This is a genomic window from Arthrobacter paludis, assembly GCF_056782315.1.
The window spans coordinates 1-16,093 of sequence record NZ_JBXAEW010000015.1; the positions used below are offsets into that span (position 1 = coordinate 1).

Below are 16,093 nucleotides of genomic sequence, written 5' to 3' on the forward strand. Positions count from 1 at the left end.
GTGGGGTCGATGACGTCGCCGGCGGCGAAGACGCCGGGGAGGCTGGTGCGGGAGGAGCGGCCCTCGACGGCGATGGTGCCGTCGTCGGTGAGGGCGAGCTGGCCGCGGACGAGGTCGGTGCGGGGGTCGTTGCCGATGGCGACGAACACGCCGGTGACCTCGAGGCGGGACTCGGTGCCGTCGAGGGTGTTGGCCAGGCGCAGGCCGGTGACCTTGTCCTGGCCCTCGATGCCGGTGACGGCCTGGTTCCAGGCGAAGTCGATCTTGGGGTGGGCCAGGGCGCGCTCGGCCATGATCTTCGAGGCGCGCAGCTCGTCGCGGCGGTGCACGACGGTGACCTTGGAGGCGAACTTGGTCAGGAAGAGGGCCTCCTCCATGGCGGAGTCCCCGCCGCCGACGACGGCGATGTGCTGCTCGCGGAAGAAGAACCCGTCGCAGGTCGCGCACCAGGAGACCCCGTGTCCGGAGAGGCGCTTCTCGTCGGGCAGGCCCAGCTCGCGGTAGGCGGAGCCGGTGGCGATGATGACCGCCCGGGCCCGGTAGGTGTCCCCGTTGGCCAGGCGCACGGTCTTGGTCTCCCCGGCCAGGTCGAGGGCCTCGACGTCCTCGTAGAGGATCTCGGCGCCGAACCGGGCGGCCTGGGCGGCCATGTTGTCCATGAGCTCCGGGCCCATGATCCCGTCACGGAAGCCGGGGAAGTTCTCCACCTCGGTGGTGTTCATCAGCTCCCCGCCGGCGGTCACGGACCCTGCCACGACCACCGGGGACAGGTTCGCCCGCGCCGTGTACACGGCCGCCGTGTACCCGGCCGGACCGGAACCGACAATCACCACGTCGCGGACGGTCTCGTCGGTTGGGGCGTGGGTCTGCGTCATGGAAAGTCCTTCGGGTTGGGGGTGGTTTTCGGGCACGGCGGGAGTCAGTCCCGGCCGGCCAGCAGCCGGCCCTTCAGCTCCCGCACGCGGGCGTGGATGTCGTCGCGGATCAGCGCCATGCGCTCGCGGCCCTCGATGCCGCGCAGGCTCGGCTCGTCCGTGTCCCAGCGTTCGATCGTGACGCCGTCGACGGGGTCGACCTGGGCGTTCGCACCGACGATGACGACGTGCCCGGCCTCGCGCATGGCCTCCTCGGTCAGCTGCGTGGGCCGCTCCGCGCGGATGTCCGCGCCGAGTTCGAGCAGGGACCGGGCCGACTCCTCGTTGATCGCGTGGCCGGCCTTCGTGCCCGCGGAGGAGATGCCGATGGCGCCGCCGGCCTCGAGGCGCATGAGCCCGGCGGCCATCTGGGACTTGCCGCCGTTGGATTGGCAGACGAACAGGACGGAGGGGCGGGAGTCGCTCATGCGGAGACCTTTCCGGTGAGGGAGGCGGCGAGGCCGTCGAGGGCACCGGGGACCAGGGTGTAGTAGGCCCACACGCCGCGCTTCTCGCGGTGCAGGAGGCCGGCGTCGACGAGGACCTTGAGGTGGTGCGAGACGGTCGGTTGGCCGAGCCCGAGCGGCTCGGACAGGTCGCACACGCACGTCTCGGCGGCCTCGCTCGCGGAGACGATCGAGAGGATCCGCAGGCGGTTCGGGTCGGCGAGCGCCTTGAAGCGCGCGGCGAGCTCGGCGGCGGCGTCGCGCCCCAGGACCGGCTCCCCGGGCGCGGGCGCGCAGCACGGAGCGGCGGCGGCCTCGCCGCCGGCCGGCTGGCAGAGTCCCGCGACCGGCTCGGCGGTCGTGGTGTCGATGGTCTGCGTGGCCACGGTCACCCCTCGTTACATTGACGGATATCGATGCCCACCAGCATACTCGATATCGACAGTCATCGATATAGCCACCAACGATGCGTGCGCCACGCAGCAGGAGACCCCGTGACCGACACCCTTGCCCGCGCCGACACCGGTCCCGTCGCCGCGAAGCTCTCCACCCTGGACCGCTACCTCGCGGTCTGGATCCTCGCCGCCATGGCCCTCGGCCTCGGCCTGGGCCGCCTGGTGCCGGGCCTCGGCGCGGCGCTGGACTCCGTGCAGGTCGCCGGCGTCTCGCTGCCGATCGCGCTCGGCCTGCTCGTCATGATGTACCCCGTGCTGGCGAAGGTCCGCTACGACGAGACCCACCGGGTCATCGGCGACCGCAAGCTGATGGTGACGTCGCTGGTGATCAACTGGCTCGTCGCCCCGGCCTTCATGTTCGCGCTCGCGTGGATCTTCCTGCCGGACCTGCCGGAGTACCGGACCGGCCTGATCATCGTCGGCCTGGCCCGCTGCATCGCCATGGTGCTGATCTGGAACGACCTGGCGTGCGGCGACCGCGAGGCCGCCGCCGTGCTGGTGGCGATCAACTCCGTGTTCCAGGTCGTCGCATTCGGCGCGCTGGGCTGGTTCTACCTGCAGGCGCTGCCGTCCTGGCTGGGCCTGCCGACCACCAGCGCGGAGTTCTCCGTCTGGGCCATCACGCTCTCCGTCCTCGTGTTCCTGGGCATCCCGCTGGTCGCCGGCTTCCTGACGCGCACCTTGGGGGAGCGCGCCCGCGGACGCGAGTGGTACGAGTCGGCGTTCCTGCCGAAGATCGGACCCTGGGCCCTGTACGGCCTGCTGTTCACCATCGTGCTGCTGTTCGCGCTGCAGGGCGACACGATCCTCGCCAAGCCGCTCGACGTCGCCCGGATGGCCCTGCCGCTGCTGGTCTACTTCACCGTCGTCTTTGGGGCGAGCATGCTGATCGGCCGCGGCCTGGGCATGGGGTACGAGCGGACGACGACGCTGGCGTTCACCGCCGCGGGCAACAACTTCGAGCTGGCCATCGCCGTCGCGATCGCCACGTTCGGCGTCACGAGCGGCCAGGCCCTGGCCGGCGTCGTCGGACCGCTGATCGAGGTCCCGATCCTCGTCGCGCTGGTCTACGTCGCCCTGTGGGCCCGCAGGTACTTCCCGGCCCCCGCCACCCCGACCACCCGCGCCGTCCGAAAGGCCTGACCCATGGCGAACCCCACCCCCGTCTCCCCCGACGCCCCCACGGGCACCGACAAGCCCTCCGTCCTGTTCGTCTGCGTGCACAACGCCGGGCGCTCCCAGATGGCCGCCGGCTTCCTGATCCACCTGTCCGGTGGCGCCATCGAGGTCCGCTCGGCGGGCTCCCAGCCCGCCGAGACCGTGAACCCGGCCGCCGTCCAGGCCATGGCCGAACTCGGCATCGACCTGTCCGCGGAGACGCCGAAGGTCCTCACCACCGAGGCCGTCCAGGCCTCCGACGTCGTCATCACCATGGGCTGCGGCGACGAGTGCCCCTTCTTCCCTGGTAAGCGCTACGAGGACTGGGTCCTCGAGGACCCGGCGGGCCAGGGCGTGGACGCGGTCCGCCCGATCCGCGACGAGATCAGGGGCCGCGTCGAGGCGCTCATCGCCTCGCTGCTGCCCGCCCAGGCCTAGCCCCCGCCCGGCGGGGCCGACCCCCGGTGGGGCACGGCCCCGCCGGAACCACCCCGGCCTCCGCCGCGCGACACCGCCGTCGTCCATCCCGAGGAGCACGCCATGCAGAAGGACCCCGTCGTCGTCATCGGAGCCGGCCCCGTGGGCCTGGCCGCCGCCGCGCACCTGCTGGAGCGCGGGCTGGAGCCGCTCGTGCTGGAGGCCGGCGACGGCCCCGGCGCGGCGATCCGCGAGTGGGGGCACATCCGCCTCTTCTCCACGTGGCGGTACAACATCGACGACGCGGCGCGCCGCCTCCTGCTGCGCGCCGGGGAGGACGACGGCGGCCCCCGCTGGAGCGAGCCGCGCCCGACGCGGCTGCCCTACGGGGCCGAACTCGTCGACGACTATCTGGCGCCCCTGGCCGCCCTGCCGGCCCTGTGCGGGCGAATCCGCTACGGCCACCGGGTCGCGGCCGTGTCGCGGGTCGCCGGAGACGGGGGCGGCGTGGACAAGACGCGTACGCCGGGCCGCCCGGACTCGCGGTTCCTGCTCCGACTCGCCACGGCGGACGGCGAGGCCGAGGTGACGGCGCGGGCCGTGGTCGACGCCTCCGGCACGTGGGGCACCCCGAACCCCGCCGGCCGTTCGGGCCTGCCCGCCCTCGGCGAGGCAGGGGCCCGGGCCGCCGGACTCGTCACCGGGCCGCTGCCGGACGTGCTGGGCGCCGACGCGGACCGCTTCGCGGGGCGCGCGGTCCTGGTCCTCGGGGCCGGCCACTCCGCCGCGAACACGCTGCTCGCCCTCGCCCGCCTGCGGCAGCGGCACCCCGACACGCGGATCCTGTGGGGCATCCGCGGCGCCGCCGACCCGGCGCGGCTCTACGGCGGCGGGGCCGCCGACCAGCTGCCGGCGCGCGGCCAGCTCGGGACCAGCCTGCGCCGGTTCGTGGAGTCCCGGGACATCGAGCTGCTCGAGCGGTTCTCCGTGGCGCGGCTCGCGGTCGGCCGGGGGGACGACGGCGGCGCCCCGCTGCGCGTGGACTCCGCGGACGGGCGCGTCCTCGACGTCGACCTGCTCGTGCCGTGCACCGGATTCCGCCCGGACCTGCGGCCGCTGGCCGAGCTGCGCCTCGACCTCGACGACGCCGTGGAGGCGCCCCGCCGGCTGGGCCCGCTGATCGACCCCGAGTTCCACAGCTGCGGCACCGTCCCCCCGCACGGCGAGCGCCTGCTGGCCCACCCCGAGGAGGGCTTCTACCTCGCCGGGATGAAGAGCTACGGGCGGGCCCCGACGTTCCTCATGGCGACCGGCTACGAGCAGGTCCGCTCGATCGCCGCCGCGCTGGCCGGGGACCGGTCCGCGGCGGACCTGGTCCAGCTCGACCTGCCGGAGACCGGCGTCTGCTCGACCGACCTCGGCGGCTCCTGCGACGCCCCGGCGCCGGCGGAGTCCGCCCCACCGGAGTCCCCGGGTGCGGGCCCGGGCGGCGCCCCTGACCCGCTCGGGGTCGAGCCGGCCGGTTCGTGCTGCGCACCCCAGCCGCAGCGGGTGTCCGTCGGCTTCGCGACGGGCCTGCGGCACGGGAAGTCGGGCCTGGCCGGCCGCGGCTAGGGGCGTCAGCCGACGCGGGTGCCCGCCCACTCCCGCACGCCCGGGTGGAAGCGCCTGAACTTGCGGAACTGGTTGATCTGGCTGAGCGCGATGTAGGCCCAGCGGCGCGGGTTCGTCTCGGCCCGGTAGACGAAGGGGTGGGTGACTGCGTTGTCTCGGTAGAGGGCCGCGATCGCCGCGCGCAACCGCTCCGGGACGTACCGCATCAGCAGGGGCCGGGGCAGCACGGAGTAGAGGTGCCGCCCCTCGGCGACCTCGAAGCCGTCCACGGCGGGGGACTCCCCCAGCGCGGCGGCGACGTCGGGGAGGTACTCGCGCACGTACATCCGCGCGACGTTGTGGCCGGCGGCGGTCACGTAGTAGTGGTTCCGGCCGAGGCGCGGGTTGAGCTCGAAGAAGCGCAGCCGGCCGTCGCGGGGGTCCAGCTTGGCGTCGAACATGCAAAAGCCCGGCCAGCGCAGCTCCCGGACCAGGCGCGCCCCGGCCTCGACGATGTCCGGGTCCGGTTCGGCGACGATCGCGGCCGAGTTCCCCAGGGCCCCCGGGGCGTGCTCCTCGACCAGGACCCGGCCGGCCGACGCGAAGCGGGGCTCGCCGTCGCGCCCCCCGAAGAAGGTCACCAGCCGCATGCCGTGGTCGCCGCCGGGGATGAGGTCCTGGACCACCAGCCCGCCCCGGTAGCCGCCCGAGTGGGCGTCCGCCACGAGCCGCTCCAGCTCGTCCGGGCCGGACACGGTGTGGACCTTCTTCTTCCCGGGGAACGAGGCGTTGCCCCAGGCGACCGAGTCCGCGGCCTTCGCGATCGCCGGGTACGGGATCCCGGCCTCCTCAACGCGGCGCAGCAGGCCGTCGGCGGCTCCGTCGGGCAGCTCGTGCCCCAGGTCCAGGTCGACGGTGGCGGGGTGGTCCACGCCGACGCGCTCGCACAGGGCATAGAAGGAGTCCTTGTACGTGGCGGCGTCCAGTTGCCCGGCGCTCGCGTAGGGCACGGTGAAGAACTCGACCAGGGCGTCGCGGTGCTCGACCATGAACCGGACGTGCGGGTCGGCCGATCCCATGAGGAGCAGCGGGCGCCGGGCCCCGCCGTCGTCCTCCCCCGCCCTCGACAGTTCGCGCCCGAGCCGGACCGCGAACCCGAGGAACGCCGCGGCGTCGTCCTGGTCCGCGAACGGCCGCGCGTCGAGGATGCGGGAATGGCTCACGATCCCCGTCATGACGGAGGGCACGACGACGGACACGGCGCCGTAGGCCTCGTGGAATTCGCGGGCCAGGGAGTAGGCCCCGATGTCGCCGCCGAGGATGACGGGAACGAACGGTTGGTCAGCAGGGACGCGCATGGGAGCAAAACTATCAAGGCCTACCGCGCGGGCCCCGTGGGGGCGCCCGGTCCCCACCAGCGGGCGGCCCCAGACCGTCATATGCGGACAAAAAACTTTACTTAATTCGCTTAGGCATGCCTTACTGGACGACAGCCGTCCCGGAAGGATCCCCATGACTCCGACGCCCCAGCCCGCCCCGGCCCGCGCATCGCTCACCGCCGAGCCCCGGGCCGACCACGCCCACTCGCTCGCGCGCCGCATGCTGGCCGGCGAGGGCGCCGTCGAACTCACGGCGTACCGGGCCGGCGAGACACTGTCCTCGGCCCTACACGGGGTCTCCCGCTCCGGCGACCTGGTGGTCGCCGACATCCCCAACCTCTTCCATTCGCTCGGCGCCTTCCACACCGCCGGCGACATCGAGGTTCGGATGGACGTCTTCAAGGACTCCGCCGACCCCGCCCTGGCCCTGCGCCTTGCCTCGCTGCACCTGCTGGGGACGCTGCGGTGGTGCCGGGACACGGACGAGGTGGCCGCCCTGGGCGTGCAGGGCCGCGTCGCGGACCTCGTCGACGACGTGGGGCCGCGCGTCCGGGTGGGCGTCGTCTCCACCGAGCGGATCCTGATGCACGACTCCTCGGGCGCCACGGTGCACGGCGCCGGGATCCTGGCCGGGGCCGCCGCCGCGGCGCCAGCCACGGCCGACCTGTCTGACGCCGTCCTGGCCACCGGCGGGGAGACCCTCGCCCACGTCGCCGACGCGGTCCTGCAGGGCCGGATCCCCGGCTGGTTCGAGGCCCTGGAGGTGGCGGACGCCGCGGGCGTCACCGGCGAGCCGGCCCACTGCGTCGACGTCGACCACCGGTGCGTGACCGTTGCGCGCTTCACCGGCGACCGGGCCTGGGTCGTCCAGATCCCCCTGACGGCGGCGCAGCACGGGTCGGGCGGAAGGGGCGTCGCCGCATGGCACGGCCTCGTGGCGTCGATTCCGGCACAGCGCGCGGCCGACGCCGGACGCTAGGTCCTGAACAGCCCCTCCGGGCAGCGCGGCGCTGCGCTCAGTCGACCGTGTAGGTGGCGCACAGCGCCGTGTCGGTGACCTCGATACCCTCCGCGGTGCACATCAGGTCGGCGTTGTAGGAGCACTCCAGGCGGTGGCACGCCCCGACGCTGCCCTTGTCGCCCGTCAGCGGCCGGCGGGCGTCCAGACGCACGAAGGTGCCGCACGAGGCCTGCGACTCGGAGCCGGCAATGGTGATGGCCAGCGCCTGGCAATCGTGGTTGTTGTTGAAGGAACAGGCGGTGGTTCCGCAGGTGCGCACAGCAGTGGTCATGGTGGTTCGCCCTCTTCCGTCCAGGCCCAAGCCCTCGTGCCCGGGCAACAGTGCCAGAATATGCCTCCCCGGGCCGCGCGCAAGGGGAGCCACCGTCGGATGTGCGCGCAGCGTCCTGCGGTTCCGGGTCCGTGATCGCCTCTGCCGAGGACAGGTCGTACCTCGGAGCGCGCGGGGAGGCCGCGCCCAGGGCGCCGACCCCGGCGGCAGTCGGCGCCGTCGCACTCCCCCGCGGACCTTTCACATACCCCCGTGGGGTACTTGACGAAGATACCCACTGGGGGTACCTTCGTGCCATGGACACGACCCAGGCCCCGGCCGATCCGGCCACCGACGAGCACCGCGAGCACGCCTACACGGTGGACAAGGACGCCCTCCTGAAGCGGCTCAGCCGCATTGAGGGACAGGTCCGCGGGATCGCCCGGATGGTCGACGACGAGAAGTACTGCATCGACATCCTGACCCAGATCTCCGCGGTCAATGCCGCCCTGCACAAGGTCAGCCTCGGGCTGGTCGAGGGGCACATCGCCCACTGCGTTGTCGGCGCCGCGCACGACGCCCAGGAGACGGGCAACCCCGAGATCGTGACCGAGAAGGTCCGCGAGGCGTCGGCCGCCATCGGCCGGCTGCTGAGGTAACCACACAAGGAGGAACCACCATGAACACCACCGAGATCACCATCGACGGCATGACCTGCGGCCACTGCGTCGCCTCCGTCACCGAGGAGATCCAGGCCATCGAGGGCGTCCAGGACGTCCAGGTGGACCTCGTCGCCGGCGGCGTGTCCACCGCCCGCGTCGTCTCCGCGCAGCCCATCGACACCGCCACGCTCAGCGAGGCCGTCGCCGAGGCCGGCTACACGGTCGTCGGCACCAACGCCTGACCCCCACGCCCCGGCCGCACGGCCGACCCCCCGAAGGAGCCCCTCCACCATGGCCAGCGACACCACGGAACCGGCCCCGGACGCCACCACCGATCCGGGCCGCACGGTCCAACTCGACATCCAGGGCATGACCTGCGCGTCGTGCGTCAACCGGGTGGAACGCAAGCTCGGCAAGCTCGACGGCGTCGAGGCGACGGTCAACCTGCCGCTCGAGTCCGCCCGCGTCACCGCCCCCGCCGGCGTCACCGACCAGCAGCTGCTGGACACGGTCGCCGCCGCGGGCTACTCGGCCCGCGTGAAGGCGGACCCGCACGCGCGTCCCGCCCCGCGGTCGGACGCGCCCGACGCCGGCACCCACGCCGGCCAGGGCGCGGCGCCCGGCGGGCCCGAAGGCCCTGCGCAGGGCGGGCCGGAGCACGCGGGCCACGGCGAGCCCGGGACCCGCGGGGACGAGGCCCCCGGCGCCGGCCACGACCACCTCTCCCACGGCGGCACCGCCGCCCAGCTGCGGCCCCGCCTGACGGTCGCCGCGGTCTTCACGGTCCCGCTGTTCGTGATCTCCATGGTCCCGGGCGCGCAGTTCCCCCACTGGGGGTGGGTCGCGTTCGCGCTGGCGACCCCCGTGGTCCTGTGGTCGGCGTGGCCGTTCCACCGGGCCGCGGCCATCAACGCGCGACACCTGGCCTCGACGATGGACACGCTCGTGTCCATCGGCGTGCTCGCCGCCTACCTGTTCTCGGCCTGGCAACTGGTCGCCGACCCGGCACTGACCGAGCACGTGGGGATGGCCGGGATGGCCGAGCACCAGCTGTACTTCGAGACGGCGGGCGTCGTGGCGACGTTCCTGCTCCTGGGCCGCTGGCTGGAGGCGCGCGCCAAGGCGCGGGCCGGTGACGCCCTGCGGACGCTGCTGGACCTCGGCGCCAAGGAGGCAACCGTGCTCCGGGACGGCCGCGAGGTCCGCATCCCGGCGGCCGACCTGGTCCCCGGCGACGAATTCGTCGTCCGCCCGGGCGAGAAGGTCGCCACCGACGGGACCGTCGTCGACGGCGCCTCGGCCATCGACGCGTCGCTGCTGACCGGCGAGTCCGTCCCCGAGGAGGTCGGCCCCGGCTCCGCGGTCACCGGCGCGACCATCAACACCTCCGGCCGGCTCGTCGTGCGCGCCACGCGCGTCGGCTCGGACACCACACTGGCGCAGATGGGGCGGCTCGTCTCCGAGGCGCAGACGGGCAAGGCCCCCATCGCCCGGTTGGCGGACCGGATCTCATCCGTGTTCGTCCCGATCGTCCTGGTGATCGCCCTCGTGACGTTCGTGCTGTGGCTCGTCTTCTCCGGGGACCTCAACGCCGCCTTCACGGCCGCGGTGACGGTCCTGGTGATCGCGTGCCCGTGCGCCCTCGGCCTGGCCACGCCGGTCGGCCTCCTGGTCGGCACCGGCCGCGGCGCCCAGCTGGGCATCCTGATCCGCGGGCCGCAGGTCCTCGAGGACACCCGCCGCATCGACACCGTGGTGCTGGACAAGACCGGAACGGTCACGGAGGGACGCCTCGCCGTCGTCTCCGTCCGGCCGGAACCGGGCTTCGATGCGGACACGCTGCTCGCCGTGGCCGGCGCCGCCGAGTCCGGCTCCGAGCACCCCATCGCGCAGGCCATCGTCGCCGCGGCCTCCGAACGCGTCGCCGTGGGCGCCGCCGGCGGCGGCCTGCCTGCCGCGACCGGGTTCGTGGCCGCCCCGGGCGGGGGGATCCGCGCCGACGTCGACGTCCCCGGCTCCGGCGCCGCCGTCGTCCTCGCCGGGCGCGCCGGCTACCTGGAGTCGGAGGGCGTCGCCCTCACCGCCGAACAGGCCGACGCGCTGCGCGCGGCGCAAGAGGAGGGCACGACGGCGGTGCCCGTCGCGGTGGACGGCCGCCTGGCCGGCATCGTTGGCCTGCGCGACACCGTCAAGGCCGGCTCCCGGGACGCGGTCGCGCGGCTGCGGGAGCTGGGCCTGCGCCCGGTCCTGCTGACGGGCGACAACGCCCCCGTGGCCCGCGCCGTGGCGGAGGAGGTCGGGATCGACCCGGCCGACGTCTTCGCCGACGTCCGCCCGGAGGGCAAGGTCGAGGCCGTCAAGCGGCTCCAGGGCGAGGGCCGGCGGGTGGCCATGGTCGGCGACGGCGTCAACGACGCCCCCGCCCTGGCGCAGGCCGACCTCGGGATCGCGATGGGCTCCGGCACGGACGTCGCCATCGAGGCGGCGGACATCACGCTCATGGGGGACGACGTCCACCAGGTGGCGCAGGCGATCGAGCTCTCCCGCCGCACGCTGGGCACGATCAAGGGCAACCTGTTCTGGGCGTTCCTCTACAACACGCTCGGGATCCCGGTCGCGGCACTGGGCCTGCTGAACCCGATGCTCGCCGGCGCGGCCATGGCGGCCAGCTCCGTGCTCGTGGTCGGGAACAGCCTGCGGCTACGCGGCTTCGGCAGGTAGCCGCGGGGCATGCGAGGGGGCGGCGCGAGAGCGCCGCCCCCTCGGCGCACCGGAATCAGTCCGCGTCCTCCGGCGGGTAGGTGATCCGCGTTCCATCGACCCGGGCGAAGGACGTCAGCTTGTGCTCCTTGGCCTGCGTCGGCGAGAAGATGTCCAGCACCCTCACGCCGCGCACCAGCAGCGCGTCGCCGACCAGGGAGCGGTGGCATCGCCACGGCACGGCCTCGGCGCACATGATGGCCAGGTCGTTGGTGTGGCCGCGCTCCGCCAGGCGGTCCACCGCCTCGTTGAACTCGTCGGTCAGCATGTAGTCGGCATAGCCCTGGAAGGACTTGTTCCGCCACGCCCCGTTCGGGCTGTCCTTCCGGCGGTGGCGCAGGCCCCCGAGGTCCGGGACGTGGCGGTAGGTGATGCCGTGGGAACGGACGTTCTCCGCGAGGGCGTCGTGCCAGAACTGCGGGTTGTGCCGCGACTTGGGGACGGTGCGGATGTCGTTGAGCTTGCGGACCCCGTGGGCCTTGAGGAGCCCGACGAACTCCTCCCCGCTCAGGGTCGAGTGCCCGACCGTGTAGATCGTCGTGGGTCCGTCTCCGGTGCCTGCCATGTCCCTCCCGTCGCTCGTGCCGGCCCCCGCGCCGCGGCGGGCCGTCCCGACACCCTACGGGGCGGGATGCGCGTCGGCCACGGTTGCCACCGGCGCCGCCCGCGGGGCGGGGCTGCGCAGCTCGTCCGCGCGCACGAGCAAGACGCCGCCGACGATGGCCAGCCCGCCGAGCATCTGGATCGGGGCCGGCATCTCCCCCAGCAGCAGCCAGGCCCAGAGCACGGCGAAGAGCACCTCGGTCAGGGACACGAAGGAGGCCAGCTTGCTGCCGAGGCGGCGGGCCGCCATGATCCCGGACACGTAGGCGACCACGGTGGCCATCAGGACGAGCCCGGCCAGGGCCGCCCACCAGGGGACGGGGATTCCGGAGAACGAAACCTGGCCGAAGGTCGCCGCCATCGGCAGCAGTCGGACGGCGCCCAGCAGCAGCATCAGCGCGGCGCCCACGAACAGGCCGCCGGTGGCCAGGACGAGCGGCGGCAGGCTGTCGTTGGCCCGGGCGGTCACGAAGAAGTACACCGCCAGGCCGATGGCCGCCCCGATGCCCCAGAGCACGCCCATCGGGTCCACGCCCTTCCCGCCCGCGACGTCCAGGACGAGCACCAGTCCGACCAGCGACAGGACCGTCCCCGCCACGGTGAACCGGCTGGGCAGGCGGCGGCTGCGCGCCCAGAGGACCAGGACGATCAGCACGGGCGCGAGGTATTCGAGGAGCAGGGCGACGCCGACGTCGAGGCGCTCGACGGCCTGGAAATAGGAGAACTGGCAGACGCCGACCCCGAACAGACCGAACAGCGCGATGGGCTTCGCGTTCTCCAGGACGCTGCGCCAGCGTCCGCGCAGGACCACCAGCGTCGGGACCAGCAGCACCAGCGCCGCCCCGAGCATGCGCGCGCCGACGGCAGCACCGGAGGTCCACCCGGCCTCGAGGAGGGGCTTCGCGAAGGAGCCCGAGATCCCGAAGACGGCCGAGGAGAACAGCGCGATCCACACGCCGGCCAGGGCGGTGTTGGACGCGCCGAGGCGGGTGGTGCTCTGGGAGGCGGGCATGGCGGCTGGCCTTTCGGGGAACGGCTGCGGCCGACACGGAAAGGAGTGTCAGGAGCGCGGGGACGTATACTACTGACATCAGCTTATGACAGCCGGAACTCGCGTGTCGACAGGAGCGTCCATGATCTTTGCCCCTGACACTGCGGTGGCCTTGCGCTCCGTGGTGAACCTGGTGAACACGGGTGCCAGCGAGGTGGACGGGCTTCTGACGCTGGCCGACTTGGACGCGTTCCTGGAGCGGGAGGGGTTCACCGGCTCGCGCACGCATTCCGAGGGCGAGCTGCGCGCGGTGCGGCACCTGCGGACGCGGCTGGCGGCGGTCTGGGGCGCGGACGAGGAGCGCGTGGTCACCGAGGTCAACCACATCCTCCGGGCGGCGCGGGCGCTCCCCCAACTCGTCAAGCACGGTTCCTGGGACTACCACCTGCACGCCACCACGCCGGGGGCCCCGCTCGACGAGCGCATGGCCGTCGAGGCGGCCATGGCATTGGTCGACGTCGTCCGCTCCGGCGAACTCGAGCGCCTGCGCGCGTGCGACGCCCCCGACTGCCCGGCAGTCCTCCTCGACCTCTCCCGCAACCGCTCCAAGCGCTACTGCGACACCGGGAACTGCGCGAACCGGGAGCACGTGCGGGCGTACCGGCAGCGGCGGGCCGCCCGGGCGTAGGGCCGGCGAGGCCGGCCGGCCGGAACCGCCCCCGCGCCCCGCCGGCGGACCCACCGGCCGGCGGCCCCCGGACCGATACCCCGGCGTGCTGGTCCCGGCGGGCCAGACGCCTACACTGGTCCCCACCGGCGGAGTCGCCGCACACGGCAGGACGGAAGGAGCCCGACGTGAGCACAACGCCCGACAGCCACCACGCCTCGGAGAACTACGACGCGGGATTGGACAGCGCCCACGACGGCGCGTGGCGGGCGGCCGCCCGCTGGGTGGCCGGCATCGCAGACGCCTTCTTCGGTGGGGACGGGTCGGAGGCGGCCGGAGCGACCGTCGTGGTCCGGCGGATCGACAACGACGCCGAGGTCCTGCGGATCACCGCGTCCACGATCGACGAGGCCGAGGCGATCGTGGCGACCGTGCGGCGGGATCTGGAGCGGATGACCCGCGAGCAGTTCCTGGCGGAATGGGGCGGCACGGACGACGTGCTGGGCGACGAGGCCGGCGGGCCCGACGCCCGGGCCTGAGTCCCGCCCCCGGCTGCTACTGGCCCTGGCCGGGCTTCTTCCGGTCGGGGCGGGCCGAGGAGCGGTTCACGCCCGAACCCTCGCTGAGCCCCGGCGGGTTCTCCTTGCTGGCCATCATGAGCACGGAGACCACAAGCAGCGTGGCGACGAACGCGATGCCGAAGGCCAGGAGCCCGATGTCCACGCGCAGCACCTCGTCCGTCCCGCCGGTCGCGGAGATCGACGCGACGACCGCCGCGATGATGCCCATCACGAACGAGAAGACCAGCGGCGCCTTGATGCCCTGCTGCCACGACGGCTTCTGGTTGGACGGCTTGCTGGCCACGCGGATTCCTCCTGACAACGAGATGATCTTTCCAGTCTACCGGTGGGCGGCGGCCCGGGAGTCGTGCCGGTAGCCGAAGGCGGCGATGAGCAGGAACACCCCGATGACCACGGCGCCGCCCCCGGAGATCCCCCAGAGGCCGTGGGCGTCCAGCCCGGGACCGAGCCACAGGAGCCCGACGCCGCTGCCGGCCCCGGCCAGGCCCGTGATCAGGGCATCGCGCGCCGGTCCGGCGTCGCGGCGGTGCCGCCACCACGCGGCGAGCTCCAGCACCCCGGCGGCGAGCAGGCCGACGCCGGCCGCGACGACGAGCCCCGCCGTCGTCGGCATCAGGACCAGCGCGACCGCGGCGAGCAGCCAGGCGGCGCAGGCGCCCGCCAGCAGCGGGCGCAGCCGCGCCCCCGCCTCGGGCGCCCGGGACAGGTCCCAGACGGCCTTGGCGGTGAAGACGAAGTAGGCGGCGGTCAGGTACGCGACCGTGGCGGCGCCGGGGCGCTGCCAGAAGATGGACAGCCCGCCGAAGGCGGCCGCGACGAGCGCCCGCAGGAGCACCGGGCGCCAGATGGCGGCCGCGGTGTCGGGGGCGGGATGGATCGGAGGCACCGCTCGATCCTACCGCCGCGCCGCGGACCCGACCCCGCCGGGGGGCGCCGGGGTGGCCATCGCCACGCCGCTCCCCGCCTGCAGCCAGGGGGCGCGGACGCTGTGCGGCCCGAGGTTGGCGACGGTGCGCGCCCCCATGAGCATCATGGCCACGCGCACCTCTTCCGCGAGCAGCGCGATCGCCCGGTCGACCCCCTGCCGCCCGCCGGCCATCAACCCGTACAGGTAGGCGCGGCCGATCAGCGTGAAGTCGGCACCGAGCGCGAGCGCGGCCACGATGTCGGCGCCGGACATGATCCCGGAGTCCAGGATGATCTCCACGTCCGGCCCGGCCGCCGCGCGCACCTCCGCCAGGGCCTTGAGCGCCACGGGCGCCCGGTCGAGCTGCCGGCCGCCGTGGTTGGACACCACGAGGCCGTCGGCGCCGGCGTCGAGCGAGCTCCTGGCGTCCTCCGCGGTGAGGACGCCCTTGACGAACAGCCGGCCCGGCCAGATCCCGCGGATCCACTCGAGGTCCGTGAAGTTCAGGGTGGGGTCGAACATCGAGTTGATCAGCTCCGGCAGGGAGGCGCTGGAGCGGGACAGCGACGCGAAGCTCAGCGGGTCCGTGGTGAGGAAGTTGAACCACCACTCCGGCCGGCGGGAGGCGTCCGCGACGGTGCGCAGGGTCAGCCGCGGCGGGATGGCCATGCCGTTGCGCACGTCGCGCAGCCGTTGCCCGGCCACGGGCGTGTCCACCGTGACGAGCAGCGTGTCGAAGCCGCTGGCCCAGGCCCGCTCGATGAGCTCGCGCGAGCGGTCCCGGTCCTTCCAGAGGTAGAGCTGGAACCAGCGCCGCCCGCTCCCGGACGCGGCGGCCACCTCCTCGATGGAGCGGGTGCCCATGGTCGAGAGCGAGAACGGGATGCCCGCGGCGGCGGCGGCGCCCGCTCCGGCGTCCTCCCCCTCGGCGTGCATGAAGCGCGTGAACCCGGTGGGGGCGATGCCGAAGGGCAGCGCGGAGCGGCCGCCGGCGATCTCCACGGCCAGGTCCGCCGCGGCCGTGCCGTGGAGGATCCGGGGCAGCAGCTCCGTCGAGGCGAACGCGTCGCGCGTGCGGGCCGCCGTCAGCTCGGCGCCCGCGGCGCCGTCGACGTAGTCGAACGCCGGCTTGGGCGTGCGGCGGCGCGCGATCCCGCGCAGGTCTTCGATGTCCGCGGCCCGGCCCAGGCGGGCCGCCCGCCGGTCCGGGTTGAACGGCTCGAAGCGCATGAGCGGACGCAGTTCGGACGGGCGGGGCAGGCGGCGGCGCATGGGTGCGGCTCCTCGGG

At 73.8% G+C, this 16,093-nt stretch carries 19 protein-coding genes; 9 read left to right on the top strand and 10 right to left on the bottom strand.

The genetic code is table 11. The features are described 5' to 3' along the window. The 3 genes from trxB to AC1Q5D_RS13175 all read right to left on the bottom strand — a co-directional run. On the bottom strand, positions 1-875 hold an 875-nt coding region (trxB, locus tag AC1Q5D_RS13165), incomplete at its 3' end, for a thioredoxin-disulfide reductase (protein ID WP_481738916.1). Between the two features lie 44 nt (positions 876-919). Then, a complete protein-coding gene (locus AC1Q5D_RS13170) occupies positions 920-1,342 on the bottom strand; it encodes an arsenate-mycothiol transferase ArsC (protein WP_481738917.1) in 423 nt (140 codons plus the stop codon). Beyond that, positions 1,339-1,746 (bottom strand): ArsR/SmtB family transcription factor, encoded by a 408-nt coding sequence (locus AC1Q5D_RS13175; protein ID WP_481738918.1) that lies wholly within the window; start codon positions 1,744-1,746, stop codon positions 1,339-1,341. Before AC1Q5D_RS13175 ends, AC1Q5D_RS13170 begins: the two co-directional genes overlap by 4 nt. A gap of 108 nt (positions 1,747-1,854) precedes the next feature. Between AC1Q5D_RS13175 and arsB the strand changes: the two genes are divergently transcribed. From arsB to AC1Q5D_RS13190, 3 genes are all read left to right on the top strand, one after another. After that, positions 1,855-2,958: an ACR3 family arsenite efflux transporter gene (gene arsB, locus AC1Q5D_RS13180; protein ID WP_481738919.1), complete on the top strand. Its 1,104-nt coding sequence runs from the start codon at positions 1,855-1,857 to the stop codon at positions 2,956-2,958. A gap of 3 nt (positions 2,959-2,961) precedes the next feature. Further along, a complete protein-coding gene (locus tag AC1Q5D_RS13185) occupies positions 2,962-3,411 on the top strand; it encodes an arsenate reductase ArsC (protein WP_481738920.1) in 450 nt (149 codons plus the stop codon). Positions 3,412-3,513: 102 nt separating this feature from the next. After that, positions 3,514-5,004, top strand: coding sequence for an FAD-dependent oxidoreductase (locus AC1Q5D_RS13190; protein WP_481738921.1), 1,491 nt, complete (start codon positions 3,514-3,516; stop codon positions 5,002-5,004). Between the two features lie 5 nt (positions 5,005-5,009). Here AC1Q5D_RS13190 and AC1Q5D_RS13195 read toward each other — a convergent pair whose 3' ends face one another. After that, positions 5,010-6,341 carry a carboxylate--amine ligase gene (locus tag AC1Q5D_RS13195; protein ID WP_481738922.1) on the bottom strand — a complete coding sequence of 444 codons (1,332 nt, stop codon included), beginning with the start codon at positions 6,339-6,341 and terminating at the stop codon, positions 5,010-5,012. A 154-nt stretch (positions 6,342-6,495) separates the two neighbouring features. Between AC1Q5D_RS13195 and AC1Q5D_RS13200 the strand changes: the two genes are divergently transcribed. After that, complete coding sequence (locus AC1Q5D_RS13200; protein WP_481738923.1) at positions 6,496-7,341, top strand: hypothetical protein; 846 nt, start codon at positions 6,496-6,498, stop codon at positions 7,339-7,341. A 37-nt stretch (positions 7,342-7,378) separates the two neighbouring features. Here AC1Q5D_RS13200 and AC1Q5D_RS13205 read toward each other — a convergent pair whose 3' ends face one another. Next, positions 7,379-7,654 carry a DUF1540 domain-containing protein gene (locus AC1Q5D_RS13205; RefSeq protein ID WP_481738924.1) on the bottom strand — a complete coding sequence of 92 codons (276 nt, stop codon included), beginning with the start codon at positions 7,652-7,654 and terminating at the stop codon, positions 7,379-7,381. Positions 7,655-7,950: 296 nt separating this feature from the next. Between AC1Q5D_RS13205 and AC1Q5D_RS13210 the strand changes: the two genes are divergently transcribed. Genes AC1Q5D_RS13210 through AC1Q5D_RS13220 form a run of 3 tightly spaced genes read left to right on the top strand, consistent with a single transcriptional unit; the run spans position 7,951 to position 11,016 of the window. Next, entirely contained in the window at positions 7,951-8,292 is a 342-nt protein-coding gene (locus AC1Q5D_RS13210; RefSeq protein ID WP_481738925.1) for a metal-sensitive transcriptional regulator, read from the top strand. Between the two features lie 20 nt (positions 8,293-8,312). Next, positions 8,313-8,537 carry a heavy-metal-associated domain-containing protein gene (locus tag AC1Q5D_RS13215; protein WP_481738926.1) on the top strand — a complete coding sequence of 75 codons (225 nt, stop codon included), beginning with the start codon at positions 8,313-8,315 and terminating at the stop codon, positions 8,535-8,537. 49 nt (positions 8,538-8,586) lie between these two features. Beyond that, positions 8,587-11,016 carry a heavy metal translocating P-type ATPase gene (locus tag AC1Q5D_RS13220; RefSeq protein WP_481738927.1) on the top strand — a complete coding sequence of 810 codons (2,430 nt, stop codon included), beginning with the start codon at positions 8,587-8,589 and terminating at the stop codon, positions 11,014-11,016. A 55-nt stretch (positions 11,017-11,071) separates the two neighbouring features. Here the strand turns inward: AC1Q5D_RS13220 and AC1Q5D_RS13225 are convergent, their stop codons facing one another. Together AC1Q5D_RS13225 and AC1Q5D_RS13230 are read right to left on the bottom strand one after the other, a co-directional pair. After that, positions 11,072-11,620, bottom strand: a complete 549-nt coding sequence (locus AC1Q5D_RS13225) for a DUF488 domain-containing protein (RefSeq protein ID WP_481738928.1) — start codon at positions 11,618-11,620, stop codon at positions 11,072-11,074. A gap of 54 nt (positions 11,621-11,674) precedes the next feature. After that, positions 11,675-12,670 (bottom strand): EamA family transporter, encoded by a 996-nt coding sequence (locus AC1Q5D_RS13230; protein ID WP_481738929.1) that lies wholly within the window; start codon positions 12,668-12,670, stop codon positions 11,675-11,677. Between the two features lie 121 nt (positions 12,671-12,791). Between AC1Q5D_RS13230 and AC1Q5D_RS13235 the strand changes: the two genes are divergently transcribed. Both AC1Q5D_RS13235 and AC1Q5D_RS13240 read left to right on the top strand, forming a co-directional pair. Further along, the gene (locus tag AC1Q5D_RS13235) at positions 12,792-13,337 is read left to right on the top strand and encodes a CGNR zinc finger domain-containing protein (protein ID WP_481738930.1); all 546 of its coding nucleotides are present in this window, start codon (positions 12,792-12,794) and stop codon (positions 13,335-13,337) included. Between the two features lie 167 nt (positions 13,338-13,504). Next, a complete protein-coding gene (locus tag AC1Q5D_RS13240) occupies positions 13,505-13,855 on the top strand; it encodes a hypothetical protein (RefSeq protein ID WP_481738931.1) in 351 nt (116 codons plus the stop codon). A gap of 16 nt (positions 13,856-13,871) precedes the next feature. Here the strand turns inward: AC1Q5D_RS13240 and AC1Q5D_RS13245 are convergent, their stop codons facing one another. From AC1Q5D_RS13245 to AC1Q5D_RS13255, 3 genes are read right to left on the bottom strand one after another with little or no spacing between them, the layout of a single operon-like run. After that, positions 13,872-14,180, bottom strand: coding sequence for a hypothetical protein (locus tag AC1Q5D_RS13245; RefSeq protein WP_481738932.1), 309 nt, complete (start codon positions 14,178-14,180; stop codon positions 13,872-13,874). 36 nt (positions 14,181-14,216) lie between these two features. Next, positions 14,217-14,783: a hypothetical protein gene (locus AC1Q5D_RS13250; protein WP_481738933.1), complete on the bottom strand. Its 567-nt coding sequence runs from the start codon at positions 14,781-14,783 to the stop codon at positions 14,217-14,219. A 9-nt stretch (positions 14,784-14,792) separates the two neighbouring features. Beyond that, positions 14,793-16,076 carry an alpha-hydroxy acid oxidase gene (locus tag AC1Q5D_RS13255; protein WP_481738934.1) on the bottom strand — a complete coding sequence of 428 codons (1,284 nt, stop codon included), beginning with the start codon at positions 16,074-16,076 and terminating at the stop codon, positions 14,793-14,795. Positions 16,077-16,093 lie beyond the last annotated feature (17 nt).

Bases quoted from the DNA above. Each gene is read 5' to 3' on its own strand.
- AC1Q5D_RS13170 (WP_481738917.1), bottom strand. From the start codon at position 1,342: ATGAGCGACTCCCGCCCCTCCGTCCTGTTCGTCTGCCAATCCAACGGC.
- AC1Q5D_RS13185 (WP_481738920.1), top strand. From the start codon at position 2,962: ATGGCGAACCCCACCCCCGTCTCCCCCGACGCCCCCACGGGCACCGAC.
- AC1Q5D_RS13190 (WP_481738921.1), top strand. From the start codon at position 3,514: ATGCAGAAGGACCCCGTCGTCGTCATCGGAGCCGGCCCCGTGGGCCTG.
- AC1Q5D_RS13195 (WP_481738922.1), bottom strand. From the start codon at position 6,341: ATGCGCGTCCCTGCTGACCAACCGTTCGTTCCCGTCATCCTCGGCGGC.
- AC1Q5D_RS13200 (WP_481738923.1), top strand. From the start codon at position 6,496: ATGACTCCGACGCCCCAGCCCGCCCCGGCCCGCGCATCGCTCACCGCC.
- AC1Q5D_RS13205 (WP_481738924.1), bottom strand. From the start codon at position 7,654: ATGACCACTGCTGTGCGCACCTGCGGAACCACCGCCTGTTCCTTCAAC.
- AC1Q5D_RS13210 (WP_481738925.1), top strand. From the start codon at position 7,951: ATGGACACGACCCAGGCCCCGGCCGATCCGGCCACCGACGAGCACCGC.
- AC1Q5D_RS13215 (WP_481738926.1), top strand. From the start codon at position 8,313: ATGAACACCACCGAGATCACCATCGACGGCATGACCTGCGGCCACTGC.
- AC1Q5D_RS13220 (WP_481738927.1), top strand. From the start codon at position 8,587: ATGGCCAGCGACACCACGGAACCGGCCCCGGACGCCACCACCGATCCG.
- AC1Q5D_RS13225 (WP_481738928.1), bottom strand. From the start codon at position 11,620: ATGGCAGGCACCGGAGACGGACCCACGACGATCTACACGGTCGGGCAC.
- AC1Q5D_RS13230 (WP_481738929.1), bottom strand. From the start codon at position 12,670: ATGCCCGCCTCCCAGAGCACCACCCGCCTCGGCGCGTCCAACACCGCC.
- AC1Q5D_RS13235 (WP_481738930.1), top strand. From the start codon at position 12,792: ATGATCTTTGCCCCTGACACTGCGGTGGCCTTGCGCTCCGTGGTGAAC.
- AC1Q5D_RS13255 (WP_481738934.1), bottom strand. From the start codon at position 16,076: ATGCGCCGCCGCCTGCCCCGCCCGTCCGAACTGCGTCCGCTCATGCGC.